This window comes from Xanthomonas sp. NCPPB 1325, from assembly GCF_041477645.2.
GTDB classification, from domain to species: Bacteria; Pseudomonadota; Gammaproteobacteria; order Xanthomonadales; family Xanthomonadaceae; genus Xanthomonas; species Xanthomonas cannabis.
Genome location: NZ_CM192985.1, coordinates 4,466,301 through 4,489,848 on the forward strand (window position 1 = coordinate 4,466,301; position 23,548 = coordinate 4,489,848).

Sequence of the window (23,548 nt, forward strand, 5' to 3'; positions counted from 1 at the left end):
CGGCCTACGGCGTGCGCTCACTCCTACAGTGCGTCGCTATCCAGCTCGCCGGTGCGGATGCGCACCACCGTGCCCAGGTCGTAGACGAACACCTTGCCATCGCCGATCTTGCCGGTGCCGGCCGCCGCCACGATGGCTTCGACCACGCGCTCGGCCTGGTCGTCGGTCACCGCCACTTCGATCTTCACCTTGGGCAGGAAGTCGACCACGTATTCGGCGCCGCGATACAGCTCGGTATGCCCCTTCTGCCGGCCGAAGCCCTTGACCTCGGTCACCGTGATGCCTGCCACCCCGCAGCCGGCGAGCGCTTCGCGCACATCGTCGAGCTTGAACGGTTTGACGATGGCCATGATCATTTTCATCGGTGCAGATCCCAGGGCATGACGGCCGCGCAGCATACCGTGGACGCAGGCAACACTCATCTAATGCGGCAGCGCCGTCACCGCGGACCACAGCCGAATGGGACTATCCTTACTGCCTGCCGACTGCCTTGCCGATGTCCCGCGTGTCCCGGCCTGCACTAGGCTTCCTACGGACCTGCGGAGAACACCATGATCGATTTCAATCAGCTCGACGACCTCGCCCGCCGCCTCAGCGACCTGGTGCCACCGGGCCTGCGCCAATCGCGCGAAGAATTGCAGAGCACCTTCAAGGGCGCGCTGCAGGCCGGCCTGGGCAAGCTGGACCTGGTCACCCGCGAAGAATTCGACGTGCAGCGCGCGGTGCTGCTGCGCACGCGCGAAAAGCTCGACGCGCTCGAACAGGCCGTCGCCGCACTGGAAGCGCGCGCAGCGGGCGCACCGCCCAGCGCCGCTGCCAGCGCCGACAGTCCCTGAGCTGAGCCGCCCACCATGAGTCTGGCGCTGGTGCACAGCCGTGCCCGCGTAGGGGTGCAAGCGCCCGAGGTCCGGGTGGAAGTGCATCTCTCCGGGGGTCTCCCCTCCACCCAGATCGTGGGCCTGCCCGAGGCGGCGGTGCGCGAATCGCGCGAACGCGTGCGTGCGGCCCTGCTGTGTGCGCAGTTTGAATTCCCGGCGCGGCGCATCACCATCAACCTGGCGCCAGCGGATCTGCCCAAGGACGGCGGTCGCTTCGATCTGCCAATCGCACTCGGCATCCTGGCTGCCAGCGGGCAGATCGACCGGCAGGCGCTGGCCGACTACGAATTCCTCGGCGAGCTGGCGCTGACCGGCGAGTTGCGCGGCGTCGACGGCGTGCTGCCGGCGGCCCTGGCGGCCGCGCAGGCCGGGCGGCGGCTGATCGTGCCGCTGGCCAATGGCGCCGAAGCCGCCATTGCCGGGCATGTCCAGGCCTTTACCGCACGCACCCTGCTGGAGGTGTGCGCCACGCTCAACGGCACCCAGCAGGCACCAGCCGCCGCGCTGGCGGTGGCCACCCTGGACACAGCGGCCCTGCCCGACATGGCGGATGTGCGTGGCCAACCGCACGCACGCCGCGCACTGGAGATCGCCGCCGCAGGGAGCCACCACTTGCTGCTGATGGGCAGCCCCGGATGCGGCAAGACCCTGCTCGCCTCGCGCCTGCCCGGCCTGCTGCCGGACGCCAGCGATGCCGAGGCGTTGGAAACCGCCGCCATCCGCTCCATCAGCGGGCGCGGGCTGGATCTGGCGCGCTGGCGGCAGCGGCCCTACCGATCCCCCCATCACACCGCCAGTGCGGTCGCCCTGGTCGGTGGTGGCACGCACCCGCGCCCCGGCGAGATCTCGCTGGCCCACAACGGCGTGTTGTTTCTGGACGAGCTGCCCGAGTGGCAACGACAGACGCTCGAGGTCCTGCGCGAGCCGCTGGAATCGGGGCTGGTCACGATCTCGCGGGCAGCGCGCAGCGTGGATTTCCCGGCACGGTTCCAGCTGGTTGCCGCCATGAACCCGTGCCCGTGCGGCTGGGCCGGCGATGGCAGCGGGCGCTGTCGCTGCAGCAGCGACAGCATCCGCCGGTATCGCAGCCGCATCTCCGGGCCGCTGCTGGACCGCATTGATCTGCATGTCGACGTACCGCGCCTGCCACCGCAAGCGCTGCGCAGTGGCAACCCGGGCGAGGACAGCGCCAGCGTGCGTGCACGCGTGGTCGCCGCGCGGCAGCGCCAGCTTGCGCGCGGCCCGCTGCCCAACGCACGCCTCGACCAGCCAGACACCGATCGCCACTGCCGCCTGCACGGCGACGACCAATTGCTGCTGGAGCGCGCGATCGAGCACCTGCAACTGTCCGCACGCTCGATGCACCGCATCCTGCGCGTGGCGCGCACCATCGCCGACCTGGACGACAGTGCCGTCATCGCCACGCGCCACCTGACCGAAGCCATCGGCTATCGCAAGCTCGATCGCGCGCTTGCCCCTGCCAGCGCGGCCTAGCGGGCGGCCGAAAATGCCGGAACCTTGCTGCGGCGACTGGAGCAACACAAGCGGCTTCCGCACGCCCTGAGTGATGTGCGACTGCGGGCAGCGCCGCGCGATGCTTGGTCGCCGCATCGAGCGCAAGGCGGGACATCGCAACATCCACTTCATGGCGCTCCACGTACAACGTCTGCCACTCCATTGCGCAGAGGCCGTCATGAGCCGACATCCCGACCTGACCACCGTTCCGTCGCTGGATCTGAACCGCTATCTGGGCACCTGGTACGAGATTGCACGGCTGCCGATCCGCTTCGAGGATGCAGACTGCACCGACGTGTCGGCGCACTATTCGCTGCAGGACGACGGCAGCGTGCGCGTGCAGAACCGCTGCCTGACCGCGGCGGGCGAGCTGGAAGAGGCCGTGGGAGAGGCCCGCGCCATCGACGACACGCATGGTCGGCTGGAAGTGACGTTCCTGCCCGAAGGATTGCGCTGGATTCCCTTCACCAAAGGCGATTATTGGGTGATGCGGATCGATCCCGAGTACACCGCCGCCCTGGTGGGCAGCCCCGATCGCAAGTACCTGTGGCTGCTGGCGCGGCTGCCGCAGCTGGATGAGAACATCGCCCAGGCCTATCTGGCGCAGGCGCGCGAGCAGGGGTTCGATCTGGCACCGCTGATCCACACCCCACACACCGGACGGCCGACCGAACAACCGCTTCCCTGAAACCCCGCGAGGCGCCAGCGCTGCTGCGCGACAGCCGAGAAGTTGCACGGTGCCCCGTTCGACCTGCCTCCTGCAGCGCCTGAGTGCAAGCGCGTGCGACGGAAAGCCAACTGATCCGGGGCACGTTCGACGACGCAGCATCCGCGCCACGCACTCACGCTCGCAACGCCGCACGTGCGACGCCGCAGCATGTCGCCCGGACTCGGCTGGCGCGCCGACGTGACTGCGGCGACAGCCGCCGCAGCGTCGTCCAGCCTGCGGCGCGAGCTGGCGCATGCCGCACCACACCCTTCCTCTCTCCTACCGGCAGCCTTATGAGAACGGCCGGGCCCGGACCAGCACTACCAGATCGGCACCGCCATCCTGACCCGGCCGCACCGGTTCATGCGCGCAATGGGCGGCCCTACCGCCCGGCCGGTTTACCCGTTGAGGGTGCCCAGATCCTTGGCCGCGGCCTGGGCACCTTCCAGACTATCGAAGGCCACGCCGGTATCGCCCACCACGTACTTGATCAGTTCGCCATCGCGCGTGGTTTCGTGCATCTTGAAGATCGGCACTGCGTCGGTGCCGCCGACGCGTTCTTTCTGCGTTGTCATGGTGATTCCTCCAGTGAGAGCGCCTTGCAGGGGGACCGGCTGGCCCCGCAGCCCGCGGGGGCGAGCACAGACGCACCGACCCTAGCGCGCCCGTGCGTGCAGGCGCGTGAATCCCTCCAACGCAGCGGCCACCCTGTGCGTACATGGTCCGCCGCAAGAAAATCACAGCGACTTCGCTCCGCGGACGCGCGCAATGCACGCGTGTGTCGTACATTCGCGACGTGCAGCCTCATCCGTCCACTTCCGTTGTTCACCTAACGCCGTTACGGCGCACTGCCTGGCGCGGTGGTAGTGCCATGGCACTGGCTCGATGCGTGCTGCGCCACCGGCATCATGCAAGGCCGTGTGCGTGAGCTGGCCTGTCTGTCGATGCGGGTGAGGGCATGAAGCGTCAACGCATCATCAGTCTGACCGTGCTGCTGGTGGTGCTGTGCGCAACGCTCCCGATCGGACTGTCGTATTACCTGGCCTGGCGGCTGGCGCTGTCGCGCGAGGAGAGCAGGCTCAGCCAACTGGCGGCGCTGTCGATCCGGCGTACCGACACGGCCTTCGACGAAGCCCATGGCGCGTTGTTGAGCATGGCCGCCTCGCAGGTGCCGCCCTGCTCGCCCGCCCATCTGGCGCAGATGCGCGCGCTGGTGCTGACCAGCCATTACATCGTCGAGCTAGGCCACTTTCGGCAACGCTGGCTGCGCTGCACCTCGTGGGGGCAGTTTCCCGACAACATCCCGCAGACCGCTCCGGATTTCGTGGTCAAGCGCGGCATTGCAGTGACCACCCGGCTGCTGCCGCTGGCCAATCCGCAACATCCGTTGATGGCGCTGCAGCTGGGCAACTACAACGCGCTGATCAATCCGAACACGCTGGCCGACATCAACATCCCGCCGGGCCTGCAGCTGGCGATCGGCACGCCAGACGGCCAGGTGCTCAGCAGCACCGGCACCGCGGCCGAACAGTTGCTGGTGGCGCCGCCCGCCGACGCCGCCACGTCCCGCACCGACGGCGACACGCAGCCACAGGTGCTGTACGGCCGCGACCGCCGTGGCGACTGGGCGGCGGTGGTGACCGAGCCGGCGGCCTATCTGCGCGGGCCGCTGGCTGCGGCACGCCTGCAGGTGATGCCAGCCGGCATCGCGGTGGCCGTGCTGCTGGTGGGCCTGGTGCTGTGGGTGTCGCGGCGCCGCCTCTCGCCGCTGGCACGGCTGGAGATTGCGGTGCAGCGCGGCGAATTCATCGTGCACTACCAGCCCATCATCTCGCTCGATAGCGGCCACTGCGTCGGTGCCGAGGCACTGGTGCGCTGGCAGCAACCCGACGGCGTGCTGGTGCCGCCGGATGCCTTCATTCCGCTGGCCGAAGAAAGCGGGTTGATCCTGCCGATCACCGATCTGGTGGTGGCCGAGGTCATCCGCGAGCTCGGCCCCACCCTGGCCGCCGACCCGACCCTGCATGTGGCCATCAACGTGTCGGCCGACGACATCAAGAGCGGCCGGGTGCAGTCGGTCCTGGCGCAGGCGCTGCAAGGCACCGGGGTGGACAGCGGACAACTGTGGGTGGAGGCGACCGAGCGCAGCCTGATGGATATCGACGCGGCGCGCACCACCATCACCCACCTGCGCGGCGCCGGCCACACGGTGTCGATCGACGATTTCGGCACCGGCTATTCGAGCCTGCAATACCTGCAGGGGCTGCCGCTGGATGCGCTGAAGATCGACAAGTCGTTCGTGGACACCATCGGCACCCACTCGGCCACCAGTTCGGTGACCGCGCACATCATCGAGATGGCCAAGACGCTGCAGCTGCGCACCATCGCCGAGGGCGTGGAGCGCCAGGAACAGCTGGATTACCTGCGCGCGCATGGCGTGGACCTGGCGCAGGGCTGGCTGTTCTCGCGCGCGCTGCCGGCAACCGGCTTTATCGCCTACCACGCGCAGACCCGCAGCGCGGCGCACTGATCCACTCGGCGGCATCACCCGCACGTGCCGGGTCGGCTCGCTGCAGCGGTGGGTCGAAGGCAGATCTGCCGCCGCGTCGCGCGCCCATCGCCGACCGATATGGGCTGGCGCTGAGCGCGTCATCGACAGACACGCGCGAGCCGATCACCCAACCGCGACGGGAAAGTCGGTGCTGCGCCCGGCCAGGCTGAGGCGCGCAGCGCATCCTGCTCCAGTTGCGCACCCAAGCACTGACCACTATCGCCGCAGGACAGCGACGGGCGCTACCTATGGCCGAACCAGGCACCAGCCTGCGCGCAAGAACCCAGGACTGGACATCTCCACCACCATTGCCACGCGGCCTACCTGCAAAAAGAAAGGCCGCCAATGGCGGCCTTCCGATAGCGGCAGCGCGCCCGATCAGGCGCTCTGCAATGCGCCGCTGCGTTCGCGCACCGGCTTGGGCCGGCTGGGAAACGCATGCCGCACGATCCGCCACATCACCTGGCCAAACTGCCGCGGCAGCGAGCCGGTGTTGTAGTGCTGGCCGTAACGGGCGCAGATCTGCTTTACCTCGACCGCAATCTGCGCGTAGCGATTGGCCGGCAGGTCCGGATAGAAGTGATGTTCGATCTGGTGGCTCAGGTTGCCCGACAGCACGTTCATCAGCTTGCCGCCGGTCAGGTTCGACGAACCGCGCAGCTGACGCAGGTACCAGTGCCCGCGCGACTCGTTGCGGATCGACTCCTTCGGAAACACTTCCGCATCGGCGGTGAAGTGGCCGCAGAAGATGATCACGAAGGTCCAGATGCTGCGCAGCACGTTGGCGGCCAGGTTGCCCAGCAGCACGGTCAGGAAGAACGGGCCGGCCAGCGCCGGAAACACGATGTAGTCCTTGAGCATCTGGCGGCCGATCTTGCGGCCGACCGGCAGGAACGAGGCGCGCAATTCGGCTGCCTTCATCTTGCCGGCGAACCAGCGGCCCAGGCGCAGGTCCTGGATCGCCACACCCCATTCGAACAGCAGCGCAAAGACCACCGCGATGAACGGCTGCATCAGGTAGAACGGGCGCCAGCGCTGCTCGGGGAAGATGCGCAGCAGGCCGTAGCCGATGTCGTCGTCCATGCCGCGCACATTGGTGTAGGTGTGGTGCTTGAAGTTGTGCGTCTTGCGCCAGTTGTCGCCGGTGGCGACGATGTCCCACTCGTAGGTGTTGCCGTTGAGCTGCGGGTCACCCATCCAGTCGTACTGGCCATGCATGACGTTGTGGCCCAGCTCCATGTTCTCCAGGATCTTGGACAACGTCAGCAGCACCACGCCGGCGATCCAGGCCGGGATCAGCACGCTGTGCACGAACGCACCCAGAAACAGCAGCGCACGGCCGGCCACGCCGGTCCAGCGCACGGCCGCCACGATGCGGCGGATGTAGCGCGCATCGTCGGCGCCCACCTGGCGCTGCACGCGGGCGCGGATGGCATCGAGTTCGTCGCCGAAGGACTGCAGTTCGGCAGCGGACAGGGCACGGTTGTGGACTCGGCTCATGAGGGTTCCTTACAGATCCAGGATCAGGTCAGTGCTCGGGGCACTGATGCACAGGCGGACCTGTGCGGTGGGTTCGTTGCTGCGCTCACCGGTCAGCAGGTGGCGCGTGGTGCCGGACTGGCGCGCGCAGGCGCAGCTGTTGCAGATGCCCATGCGGCAGCCGTGCTTCGGCCGCAGGCCCTGGGCTTCCAGTCCTTCCAGCAGCGACTGGCCGCGCGGCAGGGTGAGCGTACGGCCGCTGCGTGACAGCTGGACCTGCACCTGCCCGGCTTCGCTTTCGTCCAGTGCCGGCACGCTGAAGGCTTCGGCCTGGAATGCGGCCACGCGCCCTTGCAAGCGCTCGCGCGCCGCCTGCACAAAACCGCCCGGGCCGCAGGCCATCACATGGCGCCGGTCCAGCGCGGCAATCTGCTCCAGCGGATAGCTGTCCACGCGCGCGGCCGGTGCCTGGCCCTCGCGAGTGGTGAGAAGGCGCACGCGCAGGCGCGGATGCGCCGCAGCCATCGCCTCGAACTCATCCATGAAGCAGGCTTCGTCGCGCTGGCGCACCCAGTACAGCAGGTCCACGTCCACCGGCATGCCGGCCTGCGCGGCGGCCTGCAGCAGCGCGCGCATCGGGGTGATGCCCGAGCCGGCGGCCAGCAACAGCAACGGGGTGGGGGTAGCCGGCAGCAGCATGTCGCCAAAGGCCGGGTCCAGCGACACCACCGTGCCCAGCGCTGCATCGCGCGCCAGGTACCGGCTGACCTGCCCGCCTTCGATCGCCTTGACGGTGATCGCCAGGCGGCCGTCGGCCAGCACGGTCGGGCTGTAGCTGCGCAGCAGGCGGCGGCCATCGATCTCCACGCCAACGCTGACGTGCTGACCGGCCTGCAGACCCTGCCAATGGCCATTGGGCTGCAACACCAGCGTCACCGCATCGCGGCTGGCGGCGCTGCGCCCGACCAGGCGGGCCATCGGCCGCTCCAGCGTCCACAGCGGGTTGATCCGGGTTGCCCAGAAATCGAACAGCTGCGGCGACACCAGGCGGCGCGCCAGCCGTGCAGGCAGGGGGGACTTGGACTTGGGAGTGGATGCCAGGCTCATAGGGTGCACTATACGCGTGCATGCACACACGTGTATACAGTTGTATATCGGCCGGAAGCGCTATGATTCATGCCCACGCCCGGCTGCTGCCTCATGACCTCCATCGCCCTGCCTTCCCACGACGCGCCGCCGTCACGCAAGCCGGCGATTTCACGCGAGGACCTGATCGCCGCGGCGTTGTCGCTGATCGGCCCGCACCGCAGCCTGTCCACCCTGAGCCTGCGTGAAGTGGCGCGCGAGGCCGGCATCGCGCCGAACAGCTTCTACCGCCAGTTCCGCGACATGGACGAGCTCGCCGTGGCCTTGATCGACCTGGCCGGACGCTCGCTGCGCACCATCATCGGCCAGGCACGCCAGCGCGCCACCTCCACCGACCGCAGCGTCATCCGCGTCTCGGTGGAAGCCTTCATGGAGCAGTTGCGCGCCGACGACAAGTTGCTGCACGTGCTGCTGCGCGAAGGTGCGGTGGGTTCGGACGCCTTCAAGCAGGCGGTGGAGCGCGAACTCACCTATTTCGAAGACGAGCTGCGGGTGGACCTGATCCGCCTGGCCGCCGCCGACAATGCCAAGCTGCATGCGCCGGCGCTGGTGTCCAAGGCGATCACCCGGCTGGTATTTGCGATGGGCGCGGTGGCGATGGACTCCCCGCCGGAAAAAGATCCCGAGCTGGTCGAACAGATCTCGCAGATGCTGCGCATGATCCTCACCGGCGCGCGCACCCTGGGCACGCACGGCGGCTGATTGTTCGCGTTGGCGATGGCGTTGCCGCGAACGAGCAGCGGCATCGGCGCATGGACCAGCGCACACGCCGATGCTTAGCACGCCGTACATACCGTCTGACAAATGCTTGCTACGTGCTGTCGGCGTGCTTCCTCTGCAATGCCTGACATCAGGTCATCGCCGGATACCGACCGTCGCATTCAAATCCAATACCGCCTTGCGATCGTTACACAGCTGCATTCTCTTTCGACTATCCGAAAGATAATCCAAAAATAATTGCATAAAGTGCTTGCGCAATGAAAAGGACGCAGGTAATGTTCGCGCCCTCAGCAGGTACGCCTGCATTTTCAACGAACCGACCTCATGCCCCTGCTCCATTCCGCCACATTCAATCGACTGCCCAGCGCACACCGCGCGGCGTCGTTTGTGCGCACGAAGAAAGCAGCCGTGCGCAACACCCGATTCGACTGATGTCCTGACGAGGAGATCGGTCACCCGATCTCCGAGGCAAGCGAACGCCCTCGGATGCTGCATCCGGGGGCGTTTTCGTTTGCGCGTTCGCATCGCATCGTGTGGATGACCTTCCAGGCACCCGGGCATGGATTGCCCGACAACATGGACGTTGCATGCGGTCAGGCGCGAAAGCGCTGTGCCCAGGTGCCGGGCACGGGTCGCGCGTGGTCATGCACATACAAGATTACCGTTTGAATAAAACGGTGATCAGAAACACTGCGGAAGAGATTCAGCGGCCTGGAGTTTATTCCAGCTGGTGCGCGCGGCGATGCCGTGGCGTATACCGAACGCTTTCTCAATGTTTCTTGTTATGAGTATCGGCTCCTGGTGGAGCGGCGGCGCAATCCGCAGGCCTGGTTCGATTCCGGAATACTCACCACTGGATAGCTCAGTTGGGTAGAGCAACAGATTTCTAATCTGTCTGTCGCGGGTTCGAATCCCGCTCCATGCATGACCTTATCGGTCATCTCTCGGGACGCAAGTCCCTTTACGGAAACGCCCATGCCGCAGGCACACAGGCAATCCATCGCCTGACTACATGCAGCAGCGGCGCCATTGCCGGGCCCTCGCCCTGAACGCGCACGCTGCACCGTTCGCAACCGCTGCGCAGTCCATCGCACAGCGCCCGCAACGCGCACGCAAGCGCCAATAGCGCATCGCGCCCCGCACGGCCGCCGTCACCGGCGTTTCCACCTTTCAACGCCGCGTTGCATCGGCAGACGTCTCGCCAGCAGTCCGATCCGGGCGGCGCGACGGCTATATCCCCCCGGATCGGACCACCAGCGCCAAATGTGAAAGGAGTAGTGCCATGTTCTGGACCAAGAGGGTCGTGATCGGTGACGGCGAGCGCGGCCTGGTGTATCGCAACCGTCGGTTCGAGCGCGTGCTCGTCCCCGGTGTCTATCGCCTGTTCGACCCACTGGGTCGCAGCGAGGTCATCGTCCACGCCATCACCCAGGGCGCCTATGGCGGCCCCGCTGCGGAGATGCTGATCGACACGCTCGGCAGCCCCCTGCCGCAACACTTCGTGCTGGCCGATATCGGGACCGCGCAGGTCGGCCTGCTGATCCGCAACGGCAAGCTTGAGGAGGTGCTGCCGCCGGGCACGCGCGCGCTGTACTGGCGTGGCCCGGCAGCGATCGAAGTGCAGACCCTGCCGCTGGGCGATGGGCTGCAGGTGCCTACCGATGTGCAGCGCAGGTTGCGTCAGCTCGGCACGCTGTCGCGGGTGGCAGTGTGCATGGACGTGCCCGCCGAGTCGCAAGGGCTGGTGTTCGTGGACGGCAAGCTGGTCGCGCCATTCGGACCGGGGGCATACGCATTCTGGAATTTCCAGAAGAACATCGCCACCGAGGTGATCGATCTGCGCGTGCAGTCGGTCGAGGTCTCCGGGCAGGAGCTGTTGACGCGCGACAAGGTGTCGTTGCGGGTCAACCTGGCCGCCAGCATGCGCGTCACCGATGCCGTGGCGATGCGCACGCGCGTGGCCAAGGCGGGCGATTATCTGTACCGCGAGTTGCAATACGGCTTGCGCCGTGCAGTGTCGGCCAAGACGCTGGACGAGTTGCTGGGCGACAAGGCCTGCCTGGATGCGGATATCTTCGGGTATGTGCGTGGCAGCATGAGCGGCTTCGGCATAGAGGTGCTGGGCGTCGGCGTCAAGGACGTGATCCTGCCGGGCGAAATGCGCGAGATCCTCAATGCGGTCGTGCAGGCGGAGAAGCAGGCGCAAGCCAACGTCATCCGCCGGCGTGAAGAGGCCAACGCCACGCGTTCGTTGCTCAACACCGCCAAGCTGATCGAAGACAGCCCGGTGCTGATGCGTTTGAAGGAACTGGAGGCGCTGGAAAAGGTCACCGAAAAGATCGACAAGCTCACCGTGTTCGGCGGCCTGGATGGCGTGCTGAAGCAATTGGTGACGATCAGGCAATGAAGGCTGCGCGTGGTGGAAGGATCTGCCACGCACTGCCGCAAGGGAATGACGACAATGAGTACCTCACAACATTTTGAATTACTGCATGCCGAAGGCAGCACCACACCGATCAAGGGCTGGGTGCGCGGCGTGCCGCTGGAAGCGCAGGCGCATGCACAGTTGCGCAACATCGCCGCGGTGCCGTTCGTCGGCCCGTGGGTGGCGGTGATGCCCGACGTGCATACGGGCAAGGGCGCAACCGTGGGCTCGGTGATCCCGACCCGTGGCGCCATCATCCCGGCAGCGGTGGGCGTGGACATCGGCTGCGGCATGGCCGCCGTGCGTACCACGCTGCGTGCCAACGACCTGCCGGACAATCTGGCGCAGTTGCGCTCCAGTATCGAGCGCAGCGTGCCAGTGGGCAACGGTCGCGGCGGCGAACACCGCACGCTGCCCGACAGCATCGAAACCCGCATCGCGCGTTCGGGGCTGGTGCAACGTCTGGACGCGATCAAACAACGGCACAGGCGCATCCGCACCGACAAGCTGGAATGCCAGATCGGCACGCTGGGCGGCGGCAATCACTTCATCGAACTCTGCCTGGACGAAACCGATGCGGTGTGGGTGATGCTGCACAGCGGCTCGCGCGGCACCGGCAACCTGATCGGCAGCTACTTCATCGAGCGCGCGCGCGAGCAACTGGCGCACCGCGTGCTGGGCTTTCATCTGCCCGACAAGGACCTGGCCTTCTTCATGCAGGGCGAGCCCTTGTTCGACGAGTACGTCGAAGCGGTGTCGTGGGCGCAGGATTACGCACGCGAAAACCGCGAGGCGATGATGGCGCGCGTGCTGGCCGAGATGCGTCACCGCTTGCCCAAATTCCAGCTGGAAAAGCTCGCGGTCAATTGCCACCACAACTACGTGCAGAAGGAGACGCACGCCGGCGAGGAGCTGTTGATCACCCGTAAGGGCGCGGTGAGCGCACGCGCCGGCGAGCTGGGCATCATTCCGGGCAGCATGGGCACGCGCAGCTACATCGTGCGCGGGTTGGGTAACGTGGAGAGTTTTCACAGCTGCAGTCACGGCGCAGGCCGCGTGATGAGCAGGACGGCCGCACGTGCACAGATTACCCTCGCCCAGCATCGCCAGGCGACGGCGCATGTGGAATGCCGCAAGGATGCCGCCGTCATCGATGAGTCGCCGGCCGCCTACAAGTCGATCGAGGCAGTGATGGCAGCACAGCAGGATCTGGTCGAAGTACTGCACACGTTGCGCCAGGTGGTGTGCATCAAGGGGTAGAGCAAGGGCCGCAGCAGCGACCCCTCTTCTGTAAGAAGCGTGTTCTGCAGGTTGCATGCAACACCGGTCAGCGACCTCATCCGCAGTGCCACTGCACAGTTCAGTCATGTCGCGATCGCACTCACATCCAAGCACACACGTTTCACTCTCGCGACGCCATCGTTGCGCCACATTCGCGGCCTGCGTTGCAGGGCGCATCCATCACCAGGCAACCGGAGGCGGCATGAGCAATCTCGACAAGCAGGAACGCAAGGAAGAAGCAAAGGATTTGAACCGCGACCCGATCTCCGGCGCACCCGGTTCGCACCCGGTGGGTGTGGGAGTGGGCGGCATCGCCGGCGGTGCAGCGGCAGGTGCGCTGGCAGGCACGGTGTTCGGTCCGTTAGGCACCTTGATCGGCGCGGCGGCCGGCGTGGTTGCCGGCGCGGCGGCAGGCAAGGGTGTGGCCGAACGCCTCGACCCTACCGTTGAAACCGAATACTGGCGCCAGGAGCACCGGAACCGTCCTTACTACAAGGAAGGCACTGACTACGACCGCGACTACGCCACCGTGTACGGGTTCGGCCTGCAGGCGCGCGAAACACGCCCGACCAGCACCTGGGAAGAAACCGAAGCCACGTTGGCCGGCGAATGGCCCCGCAACCGTGGTGAATCGCGCCTGGAGTGGGACGAGGCCCGTCTCGCTGCGCGTGATGCCTGGGACCGCGCCGACCGTACCCACACCGTGTATCGCGACGGCGATACCCACTACGCCGGTCGCTTCGATAGTGCCAGCTACCGTGATGCCGAGTATTCGTATGACGATTATCGCCCGGCCTACCGGTACGGCATGCAGGCGCGACAGCAGCACGCCGGCCGCCAGTGGGACGACCATCTGGAACGTGATCTGGGCGATGGCTGGGACCGTTTCAAGGCCGATTCGCGTCTGAACTGGGAAAAGGCCAAGCACGCCGTGCGGGAAGCCTTCGATTCGGATCATCACGGCGACGCTGCGCGTCGTAACCCGACCGACCCACGCGTGTGACGGTTTCCTGTGTTTGCGAGCTGACGTGTCCAGCGCGTCAGTTGCATGATGCAAAACGAACGGGCCGATGGGCCCGTTTCGTTCGTTGGGAGTTTGTGGCGGCGCATGTAAGTGAGACAACCGCTGCAAGCAGATCGCAACGCTCACCCCGCATGACGCGTTCTTCAGTGGCGATCCATCCAGCGCAACGGTACCGCCAAGCGCTGGCAAACAGGTGCGCGCTCGACTACCCGGACGTTTTTTCCACCGCGCGGATGTCGCCGCGGAACACTGCAGCGTCGGCTCCCGCCGATGGCGCCTCTTCCTGCTGCTTGATCAGCTGCTTGCGCGCTGCCACCACTTCACGGGCCAACGCAATCCGGCGCCCCACCACCATTTCGGTCAACCAGTCGATCAGTGCGCGCGTGTAGCGCTGCTGATGCTCCTTGACGCTTAGCGCGTGGTCGGCTCCGGCGATCACCCGCGAGGTCAACGAGCGCGCCTTGCCAAAGGCGTTTGCGTAATTGCGCAGCACCGGTTGCGGCACGATGACATCGTGCTCGGCTTCGACCAGCAGGACATCGCCGGTGTACGCAGCGCATGCCGCCAACGCAATGTTGTCGTCGGGCGTCAGCATGCGATGCCGATAGGCCATCAGATTCGGATCGGCATTGAGGCTGACCTTGGGCTGGTCCCACTGCGCATCCTTGTAGAGCGCAGGCGAACGTAGTGCCAACCACTCCACCGGGCGCTCACGTGTCAGCAGGGCGGACAGATAACCACCGTAGCTCAGGCCCACCACCGCAATCGACTGCGGATCCACATACGGCAGGCCCGCCAACTGGTCGTAGGCCGCAATGATGTCGCGCAGGTTCTGCGCGCGGGTGACGGTCTGCCGCATCGATGCATGGCCCTCATGCCCACGCAAGTCGAAGGTCATGCAGATGCAGCCCAGACCTACCGCCTCGCGCGCACGCACCAGGCTGTGGTGCTGACTGCCGCCCCAGCCGTGGACGAACAGCACCGCCGGAATACCGGTGGGCGTGAGCAAGGTGCCGCTGAGTGCATCGTGATCGACTGCGATGTCGATACTGGAAAGTTTGGCTTCCATCAGTCGGTTGAAACCCTCCGGTATTTGTAGCGCGGGCCGGCGCCGGGGCGGCTTGCACGGTAGTACACCTGTGCGTTGGCCGGCGGCTCGCCTTCATAGATCTCGTGGGTGGATGCCCGCACCCAGTGCAGCCCCGGATGTTGCTGAAAACAGGCAATGGCCGCAAGTTCGGCCGGGGTGGCGCCACCGATCCGCCAGGACTGCTCGAGGACGCCGCACACCGCGCCGGCGTGCGGGTCTTCACCGCTGACCACATCGTAATTGCGCCGGGACACCTGCAGGCCCGCAAACGCAGCGGCAATGCTGCGATCGTACCGGCACGCCTGCTCCACCACGCGGCGCTGCAGCGGCGGCAGCCCGGTGCCCAACAGTGCCTCCAGCGATCCGCGATGGACGCGCAGCGACGAGCCGCCATAGACATCCTCGCCCTCGGCATTGCGCACGCTGTATTGCGTCCCGTAGTACGCGATCTGCACGCCGGCCACGCACAGCTCGCCCACGCTGTGCGTCAGCGGCTGCAGGATATTGCGCTCCAGCACTGCGCCGTAGGTTTGCAGATAATGTTCGGGCAACCCGTCGAGTGCGAGTGCCAGCGCGGCCGCATCGGCGATGCGCCACTGCCCGTTGCCGCCGACGCCGGTGGGCAGCTTCAGGCGCACCTGGCCATCGGGCAGCAATCGGTCCAACGCCTGCAAGGCATCGTCCCGCGAGAACACCGTGTAGCCTGGCAAGGTGGTCGGGATCAGCGCGAGCGCCAGCGCCTGATTCCAGCCGGTGATACGCGTCGCCGCAGGATCGATCAAGGGGTGGCCGATCACCTTGGTGGCCACAAATGCATGCGGCACGATGCCGCCCAGCAGGCCGTGACGACCGTCGATGCCAAGCGCACGGGCCTGCTCGCTAGTGAGCGTGTCGTCGGGCACATGCAACGCGGCATGTTGGTCGCCTGCGGCGGACGCAGTCACAGTGTCCAGGCCTGCATCATGCGCGCCCAGCAGGCGCGCAAGTTCGCTGCACACCCAGGCATGCGTGGCCCGTTCGTGGCCGTGCTCGGCCACGGCACGCGTGGTATGCCCGAGCACCTGCAAGTACCGTGGCTCTGCCATCCGCTGTCCCCGTGCTCGTGCCCGTGCCACATCGGGCGCCTCCCGCTGCGTGTCGGAACGCGCCGCTGTAAACCCTGAAACCAGGCCTATTTCATGGCGAAATACAGACCTACCACGATCAACACCACCACGATCAGGCTGATGGCCACCCGGCCCCCGCGCAGCTCCAACAGGGCGTGCCACCACACACGTGCTTCCGGTGTTCCGCTGGCATGGTGCGGCTTACGATGACTGCTTTCGCTGTCCTGCATCCTGAGTACTCTCTCCTATACGTCGTTGCCTACCTTAAGGATCAGACGTTACACAGGTGTGGAGCGGTTCAGAATCTTCCGTGAAATGCGGCGCTGCACGCAGGCGATTGCGTGAAATCTGGAAGCCACGCCGTGCAGTGTGACTGTGATGATCGCAACGTCATGCTGCATAGCGCTGCAGGTAGACGTGTTCGTCCATCGAACAGAGTCCATCACGCCGATCAACATTCACCACGCGACGAGGATGCGTGCATAGCGTGTAGAGACGCCGACGCAGCCTGAGCAATTAAGCGTTGGTGTTCCCACTAACGCACTATTGTCGCGTTCGATGATCATTCGTTGACATACCCGCAGTTACTCTGCACGTCAAGTTTGTTTAATCCGGAACGCCCCAAGCCATGAGCAGAGACCCATCCGTCATCGATGTACAGGCCGAAATCGCGCATTGGCAGGCGCGGCACGCTCAGGGGAACCTGGGTAGCGGCAAGTTCAGCGAATTGTCCCCGGTGGTGAAAATGGCCTGCGACATCTACCTGCAGGCACCGCGTTCGAGCGATCAGGAACGTCTGCGGCTGTTTCGCGATCGCCTTGAGCATCACTTCATTTCATCCAGCACCCAGTCCAACTACGAACAGTTGGCGACTGACTGCTGGCAACGTCTGGGCACGCGCAATAGTTGAGCACGCCAGTGACACCGGCGTTGAGCAAGACCCGTTATTCATTGGAGATCGTCATGAAAACCCCGTATCAAGTGCAGCAGGAGCTGGAACGATTGGAGCGGTTGGTTCCGCACATCATCAGCGACCAGGGCGACCGCGCGGAGGAAATCCTTGGCTTCCATGTGGCAAGCCTGCTCGGCAGCGCACCTGCCAGCGAGCACGCCGTCATTCGTGAGCGCACTGCGCGCATGGCCCGCGTGTGCCGTACGGCGCAGGACGCGGTTCGCGCGCCGGTCAGACCCATGGGCATCGCCCCGGTCGCCCAGCCGCAGTGGGCCTGACCAACGCATCACCGGAGCCGCCTAGCGGCTCCTTTGCATTTCATCGTCGGCCATTGCCGACTCACCTCAGGACCTCCATGAAATCCACTCTCGCTGCCGCTTCACTACTTGCCATGCTGACCCTCACCGCCTGCGATCGCCCCGGTGGCGATGCCTCGCGCACTGCACCGGCGGTGTCGCCGGAACCGACTGCCGCGCCGGTCAGCGGCAGCGGAGCGACCGAGCTGGCCAAGGGCGACGGTGCAGTGCTGGGCGTGCTGGCAGCCATTGACGAAAACGAGATTGCGCTAGCCAAGCAGGCCATCGGGCAGGACCTGGGCGGCTCCACCGGCCCGTTTGCCGAGCAGATGCTGCACGACCACCAGGCCAACCTCGAGAAGACCAAGGCCCTGGGCGCAAAGGACAGCCCGCGCGCCGACGCGGTGCGCGCCAAGGGCAAGGCCGCAGTGGAGGCGCTGGAGAAGACCTTGACGCTGCCCGATGGCAAGGATGCGTACCGCAATGCCTTCATGCGCAACATGGTCATCGACCATGGCGACACCATCAAGATTCTGGATTCGGAGCTGTTGCCCGCCGCCGAAAGCGCACCGGTCAAGCAGCACCTGGAAGAAACCCGCCGTGTGGTGTCGGCACACTTCGAACGTGCCCATGCGGTGTCGTCGTCGAAATAAGTACGCTGCACCCAGCACCTTGCAAACGCGCCGGCCTGTCCGGCGCGTTTGCGTTTGGGGATGAGGCGGCTACCCGGCGCTGCATCACGGCGCCGGACCGGCGCGCCTGACGCCACGTACCACCGGCCGCTGGCCGTATCGCTGCGTCGGCAGCGACATCGGCGTCGGCTTCACTGCGCTTCAGTCCGCACTGGCCTATGGTGCCGCATCCCTCCGTCCAGGAACCTCTCATGCGCGTGCTCATCACCGGCGGTACCGGCTTCATCGGCCAGGCCTTGTGCCCGGCCTTGGTGCAGGCCGGCCATCAGGTCTGCGTCCTGACCCGCAATACCGGCCGGGCAAGCCGCAGCCTGCCTGGCATCACCGCCGTGGAGACGCTGGACGGCGTGCAGGCCGAGGCCGTCATCAACCTGGCCGGTGAGCCGCTGGCGGCCGGCCGCTGGAGCGATGCACGCAAGCAGCGCTTTCGCGAGTCGCGGCTGGGCACCACTGACCGGTTGTACGACTGGATCGCGCAGCAGCCAGCGCAGCAGCGCCCGGCAGTGGTGGTGTCCGGTTCGGCGGTGGGCTATTACGGCGAGCGCGGCGATGCGGCGCTGACCGAAACGGACGGCGCCGGCGAGGATTTTTCGGCCGTACTCTGCCGCGACTGGGAGGCCGCCGCTGCCCGCATCGGCGCGCTTGGCCCACGCGTGAGCTGGGTCCGCACCGGCATCGTGCTGGACCGCGACGGCGGCGCACTGGCACGCATGCTGCCGGCGTTCCGGCTGGGTGGCGGCGGGCCATTCGGCGACGGGCGGCACTGGATGAGCTGGATCCACCGCGCCGACATGGTCGCGCTGCTGGTATGGCTGCTGCAGCACGGGCAGCCCGGCGCCTACAACGCCACCGCCCCCAACCCGGTGACCAATGCGGAATTTGCCCGCACCCTGGCCAAGGTCCTGCACCGCCCGGCCTTGCTGGCGCTACCGGCCGGACTGCTGCGATTGGGCTTTGGCGAAATGGCCAACCTGCTGCTGATCAGCCAGCGCGTGCTGCCGCAGCGTGCGCTCGATGCCGGGTTCGGCTTCCGCCACGAGCGGCTGGAGCCGGCCCTGCGCGCAATTCTGCAGCGCTGAACCGGCCGCGCAGGCAACTCGCCTGCACATCCCGGCCGCCCCTCGGTTCGCCTGCCCGGCAGGTTTGCGCATGCACTAATATTTGCCTAACGCGCATTTCCGACAGTGCTGCGGATCTTGGAATGGCCCGGCGCCCGGCGGAACCCTGATGCACCTGCTGCTTGTCGAAGACGACCCCCTGTTGGCCAACGCCATCTGCGACGGCATGCGCCAACACAGCTGGACCATCGACCACGTGGGCAACGCCGCCACCGCCAGGGCGGCGCTGGTGGACCACCGCTACACCGCTGTCCTGCTGGATATCGGCCTGCCCGGCGAGTCGGGGCTGGCGGTACTCCGCTTTATGCGCAGCCATTACGACCCGACCCCGGTGATCGCGTTGACCGCACGTGGCCAGCTCACCGACCGCATCCGCGGCCTGGACGCCGGCGCCGACGATTACCTGGTCAAACCCTTTCAGTTCGATGAGCTGATGGCGCGGCTGCGCGCGGTCACCCGGCGCAGCCAGGGCCGCGTGGTGCCGCTGCTCAGCCAGGGCGATGTCTGCGTGGACCCGAGCAGCCGCAAGGTCACCAGGGCCGGCAAATGGGTGGCGCTGAGCGCGCATGAATATCGACTGCTGCTGGCCTTGATGGAACGTGCCGGGCGCGTGGTCACCAAGGATCAGCTGGAAGAAGGCGTGTATGGCGGCCCGTCCGACGGCGGCAGCAACATGATCGCGGTGTATGTGCATCAGTTGCGCCGCAAGCTGGGCGAAGAGCTCATCTCCACCGTTTACGGCCAGGGGTACATGGTCGGCAAGTCCCCCGAATGAAGTCCCTGCAGGCACGCATGCTGGCGGCGCTGGCCGCAATCGTCCTGCTGAGCTGGTCCACTTCGCTGTGGATCCTGGTGGCGCTGGTCACCGAGGGTCACCATAGCGTGTTCGAACAGGAGCTCAACCTGCTGGGCGACCACCTGGTCGGCATCCTGCCCGAAGCGCTGCAGCACCGCTTCGACAGCCCGTCAGCGCCGGCCAATGGTGCAGACCTTGAAACGCCGATCGGCAATGCGTCCTCGCGCATGAGTTTCAAGCAGACCCTGATCGCGATGGTGCTCAACACCGTGCAACTGGGCGTGCTCGGCGTGCTGGTGTGGTGGGCGGTACGTACGGCGCTGGCGCCGTTGCGCAGCGTCTCCTGCGCCATTGCGCAACGCACCGGGCTGGACACCGACCCCGTCCCGCTGGATCGGGTGCCCGACGAGATCCGTCCGCTGATCGCCGCGTTCAACACCTTGCTGGCACGGGTGGAACAGGCCGTGCAGGCCGAGCGCAATTTTGTCGCCGACGCCGCGCATGAACTGCGCACTCCGCTCTCGGCGCTGCATGCCTACGCCGAAGTCGCCTTGCGCGCGCCCACGCTGCAGGACAAGGACGCTGCCCTGCGCCAGTTGCTGGAAACCGCGCGCCGCAGCAATCGCTTGGCCGAACAATTGCTGGATCTGGCGCGGCTGGATGCCGGCATCAGTTCGGCTGCCTACCAACAGGTCGAGATGGGCGAATTGATCTCGCATGTCCTGGACGAATTCAGCGTGCAGGCCGATGCACGCCAGCTCAATCTGCACGTGGAGGCGGCACCCTGCCTGCTGCGTTGCGATGTGGATGCAGTGGGCATCCTGATCCGCAACCTGGTCGACAACGCCATCCGCTACGGACGCGTTCGCGGCACCGTGGAAGTGAGTTGCGGCTACTGCCTGCGCGCCGATGCACTGCACCCGTTCGTGCAGGTCAGCGATGACGGCCCCGGCGTACCGGACGCGGCGCATGCGTCCATCTTCGAGCGGTTCTATCGCGTGCCCGGCAGCGAGGTGCAGGGCAGCGGAATCGGACTGTCGCTGGTGGCGGGCATTGCCCGCCTGCACGGAGCCACCATCGAAACCTGCGAAGGCAACGAAGGGCGCGGCCTGTGCGTGCGCGTGGTGTTCGCCGATGACCGCGCGCCGACCACGGCGTGAACACCCGGGGCGGACGGTGCTGCGGCCCGGCACCTCCAATAAGTTTCCAATCCTGGCCGCCTAGAGTGCACGCACCACACGCATCCAGGCTGCATGGTGATGACTTCCTCGACCCGCTCCAACTCGCCCATCGCCGCCCTGTCGCCGTGGGCCACGCACGCGGCAGCCAACGACAGCGTCGGCATGACGGTCAGTCACATTGCCGCGTCGCCGGCCTGTCGTTGTGGCCGCACCGGCACACGTAACCGCGACATCTGGTGCGCCTTGCCCGATATCCGCAGCGCGCGCCACGTCCGCCGACTGCCACGTTGGGTAACACGCAGCGTGCTGCTGGGCGCGGCAGGCCTTGCATTTGCATTGGCACTGGCGCGCGTGCTGCTGCATTGAACCTCGCTGCCCGCACTGGCCCTTCCACCGTCCTCACTCTATGCAGGTCTTTGTCATGTCTGTCCATTTCGTCACTCGTTGCTGCACGCTTGCCGTTGTCGGCATCAGTCTGATCGGCTGCTCCAGCACCCGCCCGTTGCCGTACAGCCAACTGCCGTCGTCCAGTTATTTGCGCCCACACAACGGCAGCCGCGGAGACCGCATGCCGTACGCCTATCACAGCAACGTGGACTGGACGCGCTACCGGGCGGCCATCGTCGAACCGGTGGCCATCTACCGCGGGCCGGATGCGCAGTTCGAAGAGGTGCCCGAACAGGACAAGCGCATGCTGGCCGATGACATGCAGCAGCAATTCGGCTACGCCCTTGCACGGCGTTGGCGCCCGACCACGGTGGCCGATGGCGATACCGTGCGGGTGCGCCTTACCCTCACCGGCGCCAAGCCCAGCAAGCGCGTACTGGGCACCGTCATGAAGGTGGACCTGGGCGGCGGCTCCTACAACGCGGTGCAGGCCGCACGCGGCAAGGAAGGTGCATTTTCCGGTTCGGTCAGCTATGCGGTGGAGATCTTCGACGCCCAAAGCGACCGCCTGCTCGCCGCCTATGTCGAGAAACAGTATCCCAGCGCCATGAACATCAAGGCCAGCCTGGGCGCCTACGGCGCAGCGAAGGCCGGGATTCGCAAGGGGGCCGAGCAGTTGCTCGAGGGGATCGAATAGTTTCGGGAATCGGGAATCGGGAATCGGGAATGGGGAATTGGGAATTGGGAATGGGGAAGCGGGAGGCGGACGTAGTGCTTGAACGGGGTTGCGCGCGTCCTGTGAGTCTGCAGCGCCTTCCCTTCTCCCACCGGGAGAAGGTGCCCCGAAGGGGCGGATGAGGGTCCGAGCGAAGCCTCATGCGAAGTGATATTCCAGCGCATCGTTCCGCCCCCTTCATCACACCCGTTCCCAGAAACAGATCTCTCACCGCCCCGCTGATCTCTCCCTTCTCCCACCGGGAGAAGGTGCCCCGAAGGGGCGGATGAGGGTACGAGCGAAGCCTCGCGCAGAGCGCACATCGCACCTCGCGCCTGCCCTTGCCCAGCCCCTTGCTCCGTCAGCTGGCCACGCGCGACGCGGCGCGGTGCCATCGCAAGCGCATGCGGTTTTGACGTATCAAAAAAGGCCGGCGCTGCAGCCCAGCGCCGGCCTTCTTGCACCTTCGCGTGATGCACGCTTACCTGGCGCGCGCATCACGTGTTGGCGTCCAGCGTCAGCGCGTGACGCGCTTTACGGCCTTCTTGCCGACCGCCTTGCGGGCGGCGGTGGTCTTGGCCACTGCGCGCGTTGCCGGGGTCTTGGTCACCTTGGCCGCCTTCTTCAGGGCGGTTTTGGTCACTGCCTTCTTCAGCGGGGCCTTCTTCACGGCGGCCTGGCGTGTGGCGGTCTGCTTGGCGACCGGTGCCTTCTTGGCGATGCTCTTGGCAACCGCCTTCTTGACCGACACCGACTTGGCCGCAGCCTTCTTCGCTGCGGTGCGCGCATTCACCGTTGCCACGGCGGTCTTGCGTGCCGCGCTCTTGGCGGCGGTCTTGGCACTCAATGCGGCCGCGTCGGCCTTGGCATTGGCCTTGGCGGTTTCCAGCTTCTGTCTGGTGTTGGCCTTGGTGTCGGTGATCTTCTTCTTGGCAGCGGCACCGGTACTGCTCAGCTTCTGCCTGGCCGCCTCTTTGGTGGAGGTGATTTTCTGCTTCGCCGCGTCCTTGGTCGCGACGAGCTTCTGCTTGGCAGCGTCCTTGGTTGCAACCAGCTTGTCCTTCGCTGCGTCCCTGGTGGCCGTCAACGAGCGTTTGGTCTTGGCCACGCGGCGCTTGACGGCGCCCGCTGCGTTGGCAGCCTTGCTGGCTGCGTCCTGTTCCGCCTTGACCACCGCCTTGCGTGCCTTGGCGACACGTACCTTGACCTCCTGCACCGCCGCGCCGGCCGCTTCCTGCACGTTGGCGACCGCCTCGCTGGTGGTGCTGGCGATGCTGTCGGTCAGTTCGGTGGCAGTGCTCTTTACGCTATCGACGGCGTCGGACAGGGTTGCCGTCACACCATTGCCGTTGCTCATAGACCCTCCTTAAGGGCATCAGTGCGGGAAACGCGGGCGATGCGCGAGAGCATGCGTCTGCTGAACAGGCATCGGATCAAGCGGACGCTACGCCGGGCTCAACGGGCTGTCAACGCAGCGGCGGCAAGGC

General features: G+C 66.2%; 24 protein-coding genes. 16 read left to right on the forward strand and 8 right to left on the reverse strand.

Going from position 1 to position 23,548, the window contains the following annotated elements; all coding sequences use genetic code 11:
• Nucleotides 1-23: 23 nt before the first annotated feature.
• A complete protein-coding gene (locus ACCQ10_RS18930) occupies nucleotides 24-398 on the reverse strand; it encodes a P-II family nitrogen regulator (RefSeq protein WP_199680230.1) in 375 nt (124 codons plus the stop codon).
• 153 nt (nucleotides 399-551) lie between these two features.
• On the opposite strand from ACCQ10_RS18930, the gene ubiK reads away from it, so the two are divergent.
• The 3 genes from ubiK to ACCQ10_RS18945 all read left to right on the forward strand — a co-directional run bounded on the left by ubiK (nucleotide 552) and on the right by ACCQ10_RS18945 (nucleotide 3,081).
• Nucleotides 552-836, forward strand: a complete 285-nt coding sequence (gene ubiK, locus ACCQ10_RS18935) for a ubiquinone biosynthesis accessory factor UbiK (protein ID WP_039411142.1) — start codon at nucleotides 552-554, stop codon at nucleotides 834-836.
• 15 nt (nucleotides 837-851) lie between these two features.
• Complete coding sequence (locus ACCQ10_RS18940) at nucleotides 852-2,372, forward strand: YifB family Mg chelatase-like AAA ATPase (protein WP_039411144.1); 1,521 nt, start codon at nucleotides 852-854, stop codon at nucleotides 2,370-2,372.
• 199 nt (nucleotides 2,373-2,571) lie between these two features.
• Entirely contained in the window at nucleotides 2,572-3,081 is a 510-nt protein-coding gene (locus ACCQ10_RS18945; RefSeq protein WP_166744882.1) for a lipocalin family protein, read from the forward strand.
• Between the two features lie 419 nt (nucleotides 3,082-3,500).
• On the opposite strand, the gene ACCQ10_RS18950 is transcribed toward ACCQ10_RS18945, so the two are convergent.
• The gene (locus ACCQ10_RS18950) at nucleotides 3,501-3,677 is read right to left on the reverse strand and encodes a hypothetical protein (protein WP_068835690.1); all 177 of its coding nucleotides are present in this window, start codon (nucleotides 3,675-3,677) and stop codon (nucleotides 3,501-3,503) included.
• A 383-nt stretch (nucleotides 3,678-4,060) separates the two neighbouring features.
• Here ACCQ10_RS18950 and ACCQ10_RS18955 point away from each other — a divergent pair, with 383 nt between their 5' ends.
• Nucleotides 4,061-5,632 carry an EAL domain-containing protein gene (locus ACCQ10_RS18955; RefSeq protein ID WP_372361572.1) on the forward strand — a complete coding sequence of 524 codons (1,572 nt, stop codon included), beginning with the start codon at nucleotides 4,061-4,063 and terminating at the stop codon, nucleotides 5,630-5,632.
• A gap of 399 nt (nucleotides 5,633-6,031) precedes the next feature.
• On the opposite strand, the gene ACCQ10_RS18960 is transcribed toward ACCQ10_RS18955, so the two are convergent.
• Together ACCQ10_RS18960 and ACCQ10_RS18965 are read right to left on the reverse strand one after the other, a co-directional pair.
• On the reverse strand, nucleotides 6,032-7,153 hold the full coding sequence (locus ACCQ10_RS18960) for a fatty acid desaturase family protein (RefSeq protein WP_123137646.1): 1,122 nt from the start codon (nucleotides 7,151-7,153) through the stop codon (nucleotides 6,032-6,034).
• A gap of 9 nt (nucleotides 7,154-7,162) precedes the next feature.
• On the reverse strand, nucleotides 7,163-8,239 hold the full coding sequence (locus tag ACCQ10_RS18965) for a ferredoxin reductase (RefSeq protein ID WP_372361573.1): 1,077 nt from the start codon (nucleotides 8,237-8,239) through the stop codon (nucleotides 7,163-7,165).
• A gap of 93 nt (nucleotides 8,240-8,332) precedes the next feature.
• Between ACCQ10_RS18965 and fabR the strand changes: the two genes are divergently transcribed.
• The gene (gene fabR, locus ACCQ10_RS18970) at nucleotides 8,333-8,980 is read left to right on the forward strand and encodes an HTH-type transcriptional repressor FabR (protein WP_039411152.1); all 648 of its coding nucleotides are present in this window, start codon (nucleotides 8,333-8,335) and stop codon (nucleotides 8,978-8,980) included.
• 153 nt (nucleotides 8,981-9,133) lie between these two features.
• Here the strand turns inward: fabR and ACCQ10_RS18975 are convergent, their stop codons facing one another.
• Nucleotides 9,134-9,454 (reverse strand): hypothetical protein, encoded by a 321-nt coding sequence (locus ACCQ10_RS18975; protein WP_372363198.1) that lies wholly within the window; start codon nucleotides 9,452-9,454, stop codon nucleotides 9,134-9,136.
• Nucleotides 9,455-10,280: 826 nt separating this feature from the next.
• On the opposite strand from ACCQ10_RS18975, the gene ACCQ10_RS18980 reads away from it, so the two are divergent.
• The 3 genes from ACCQ10_RS18980 (at nucleotide 10,281) to ACCQ10_RS18990 (ending at nucleotide 13,707) form a co-directional block, all read left to right on the forward strand.
• Nucleotides 10,281-11,405 (forward strand): slipin family protein, encoded by a 1,125-nt coding sequence (locus ACCQ10_RS18980; protein WP_372361574.1) that lies wholly within the window; start codon nucleotides 10,281-10,283, stop codon nucleotides 11,403-11,405.
• A 54-nt stretch (nucleotides 11,406-11,459) separates the two neighbouring features.
• Nucleotides 11,460-12,683, forward strand: a complete 1,224-nt coding sequence (locus ACCQ10_RS18985) for an RtcB family protein (protein WP_372361575.1) — start codon at nucleotides 11,460-11,462, stop codon at nucleotides 12,681-12,683.
• A 223-nt stretch (nucleotides 12,684-12,906) separates the two neighbouring features.
• Nucleotides 12,907-13,707 carry a hypothetical protein gene (locus tag ACCQ10_RS18990; RefSeq protein ID WP_372361576.1) on the forward strand — a complete coding sequence of 267 codons (801 nt, stop codon included), beginning with the start codon at nucleotides 12,907-12,909 and terminating at the stop codon, nucleotides 13,705-13,707.
• Nucleotides 13,708-13,933: 226 nt separating this feature from the next.
• On the opposite strand, the gene ACCQ10_RS18995 is transcribed toward ACCQ10_RS18990, so the two are convergent.
• Both ACCQ10_RS18995 and ACCQ10_RS19000 read right to left on the reverse strand, forming a co-directional pair.
• On the reverse strand, nucleotides 13,934-14,797 hold the full coding sequence (locus tag ACCQ10_RS18995; protein ID WP_372361577.1) for an alpha/beta hydrolase family protein: 864 nt from the start codon (nucleotides 14,795-14,797) through the stop codon (nucleotides 13,934-13,936).
• The gene (locus tag ACCQ10_RS19000) at nucleotides 14,797-15,903 is read right to left on the reverse strand and encodes a DUF3182 family protein (protein ID WP_372361578.1); all 1,107 of its coding nucleotides are present in this window, start codon (nucleotides 15,901-15,903) and stop codon (nucleotides 14,797-14,799) included. Before ACCQ10_RS19000 ends, ACCQ10_RS18995 begins: the two co-directional genes overlap by 1 nt.
• A gap of 649 nt (nucleotides 15,904-16,552) precedes the next feature.
• Here ACCQ10_RS19000 and ACCQ10_RS19005 point away from each other — a divergent pair.
• From ACCQ10_RS19005 to ACCQ10_RS19040, 8 genes are all read left to right on the forward strand, one after another.
• The gene (locus tag ACCQ10_RS19005) at nucleotides 16,553-16,834 is read left to right on the forward strand and encodes a hypothetical protein (protein WP_039404509.1); all 282 of its coding nucleotides are present in this window, start codon (nucleotides 16,553-16,555) and stop codon (nucleotides 16,832-16,834) included.
• A 53-nt stretch (nucleotides 16,835-16,887) separates the two neighbouring features.
• Entirely contained in the window at nucleotides 16,888-17,154 is a 267-nt protein-coding gene (locus ACCQ10_RS19010) for a hypothetical protein (RefSeq protein WP_047692789.1), read from the forward strand.
• Nucleotides 17,155-17,231: 77 nt separating this feature from the next.
• On the forward strand, nucleotides 17,232-17,825 hold the full coding sequence (locus tag ACCQ10_RS19015) for a DUF4142 domain-containing protein (RefSeq protein ID WP_039404514.1): 594 nt from the start codon (nucleotides 17,232-17,234) through the stop codon (nucleotides 17,823-17,825).
• A gap of 230 nt (nucleotides 17,826-18,055) precedes the next feature.
• A complete protein-coding gene (locus ACCQ10_RS19020) occupies nucleotides 18,056-18,943 on the forward strand; it encodes a TIGR01777 family oxidoreductase (RefSeq protein WP_372361579.1) in 888 nt (295 codons plus the stop codon).
• A gap of 148 nt (nucleotides 18,944-19,091) precedes the next feature.
• Nucleotides 19,092-19,757 (forward strand): response regulator transcription factor, encoded by a 666-nt coding sequence (locus tag ACCQ10_RS19025; RefSeq protein WP_166744891.1) that lies wholly within the window; start codon nucleotides 19,092-19,094, stop codon nucleotides 19,755-19,757.
• A complete protein-coding gene (locus tag ACCQ10_RS19030) occupies nucleotides 19,754-20,938 on the forward strand; it encodes an ATP-binding protein (protein ID WP_372361580.1) in 1,185 nt (394 codons plus the stop codon). Before ACCQ10_RS19025 ends, ACCQ10_RS19030 begins: the two co-directional genes overlap by 4 nt.
• 99 nt (nucleotides 20,939-21,037) lie before the next feature.
• Nucleotides 21,038-21,325, forward strand: coding sequence for a hypothetical protein (locus ACCQ10_RS19035; RefSeq protein ID WP_372361581.1), 288 nt, complete (start codon nucleotides 21,038-21,040; stop codon nucleotides 21,323-21,325).
• Nucleotides 21,326-21,380: 55 nt separating this feature from the next.
• Nucleotides 21,381-22,043 carry a DUF3313 domain-containing protein gene (locus ACCQ10_RS19040; protein ID WP_372361582.1) on the forward strand — a complete coding sequence of 221 codons (663 nt, stop codon included), beginning with the start codon at nucleotides 21,381-21,383 and terminating at the stop codon, nucleotides 22,041-22,043.
• A gap of 535 nt (nucleotides 22,044-22,578) precedes the next feature.
• Here the strand turns inward: ACCQ10_RS19040 and ACCQ10_RS19045 are convergent.
• Nucleotides 22,579-23,418, reverse strand: coding sequence for a histidine biosynthesis protein HisIE (locus ACCQ10_RS19045; RefSeq protein WP_372361583.1), 840 nt, complete (start codon nucleotides 23,416-23,418; stop codon nucleotides 22,579-22,581).
• Nucleotides 23,419-23,548 lie beyond the last annotated feature (130 nt).

Bases quoted from the DNA above. Each gene is read 5' to 3' on its own strand.
- ACCQ10_RS19000 (WP_372361578.1), bottom strand. From the start codon at position 15,903: ATGGCAGAGCCACGGTACTTGCAGGTGCTCGGGCATACCACGCGTGCC.
- ACCQ10_RS18965 (WP_372361573.1), bottom strand. From the start codon at position 8,239: ATGAGCCTGGCATCCACTCCCAAGTCCAAGTCCCCCCTGCCTGCACGG.
- ubiK (WP_039411142.1), top strand. From the start codon at position 552: ATGATCGATTTCAATCAGCTCGACGACCTCGCCCGCCGCCTCAGCGAC.
- ACCQ10_RS19005 (WP_039404509.1), top strand. From the start codon at position 16,553: ATGAGCAGAGACCCATCCGTCATCGATGTACAGGCCGAAATCGCGCAT.
- ACCQ10_RS18930 (WP_199680230.1), bottom strand. From the start codon at position 398: ATGCTGCGCGGCCGTCATGCCCTGGGATCTGCACCGATGAAAATGATC.
- ACCQ10_RS19015 (WP_039404514.1), top strand. From the start codon at position 17,232: ATGAAATCCACTCTCGCTGCCGCTTCACTACTTGCCATGCTGACCCTC.
- ACCQ10_RS18940 (WP_039411144.1), top strand. From the start codon at position 852: ATGAGTCTGGCGCTGGTGCACAGCCGTGCCCGCGTAGGGGTGCAAGCG.
- ACCQ10_RS18945 (WP_166744882.1), top strand. From the start codon at position 2,572: ATGAGCCGACATCCCGACCTGACCACCGTTCCGTCGCTGGATCTGAAC.
- ACCQ10_RS19010 (WP_047692789.1), top strand. From the start codon at position 16,888: ATGAAAACCCCGTATCAAGTGCAGCAGGAGCTGGAACGATTGGAGCGG.
- ACCQ10_RS18995 (WP_372361577.1), bottom strand. From the start codon at position 14,797: ATGGAAGCCAAACTTTCCAGTATCGACATCGCAGTCGATCACGATGCA.
- ACCQ10_RS19035 (WP_372361581.1), top strand. From the start codon at position 21,038: ATGACTTCCTCGACCCGCTCCAACTCGCCCATCGCCGCCCTGTCGCCG.
- ACCQ10_RS18960 (WP_123137646.1), bottom strand. From the start codon at position 7,153: ATGAGCCGAGTCCACAACCGTGCCCTGTCCGCTGCCGAACTGCAGTCC.
- ACCQ10_RS18955 (WP_372361572.1), top strand. From the start codon at position 4,061: ATGAAGCGTCAACGCATCATCAGTCTGACCGTGCTGCTGGTGGTGCTG.
- ACCQ10_RS19045 (WP_372361583.1), bottom strand. From the start codon at position 23,418: ATGAGCAACGGCAATGGTGTGACGGCAACCCTGTCCGACGCCGTCGAT.
- ACCQ10_RS18985 (WP_372361575.1), top strand. From the start codon at position 11,460: ATGAGTACCTCACAACATTTTGAATTACTGCATGCCGAAGGCAGCACC.
- ACCQ10_RS19030 (WP_372361580.1), top strand. From the start codon at position 19,754: ATGAAGTCCCTGCAGGCACGCATGCTGGCGGCGCTGGCCGCAATCGTC.
- ACCQ10_RS18980 (WP_372361574.1), top strand. From the start codon at position 10,281: ATGTTCTGGACCAAGAGGGTCGTGATCGGTGACGGCGAGCGCGGCCTG.
- ACCQ10_RS19020 (WP_372361579.1), top strand. From the start codon at position 18,056: ATGCGCGTGCTCATCACCGGCGGTACCGGCTTCATCGGCCAGGCCTTG.
- ACCQ10_RS18950 (WP_068835690.1), bottom strand. From the start codon at position 3,677: ATGACAACGCAGAAAGAACGCGTCGGCGGCACCGACGCAGTGCCGATC.
- fabR (WP_039411152.1), top strand. From the start codon at position 8,333: ATGACCTCCATCGCCCTGCCTTCCCACGACGCGCCGCCGTCACGCAAG.
- ACCQ10_RS18990 (WP_372361576.1), top strand. From the start codon at position 12,907: ATGAGCAATCTCGACAAGCAGGAACGCAAGGAAGAAGCAAAGGATTTG.
- ACCQ10_RS19040 (WP_372361582.1), top strand. From the start codon at position 21,381: ATGTCTGTCCATTTCGTCACTCGTTGCTGCACGCTTGCCGTTGTCGGC.
- ACCQ10_RS19025 (WP_166744891.1), top strand. From the start codon at position 19,092: ATGCACCTGCTGCTTGTCGAAGACGACCCCCTGTTGGCCAACGCCATC.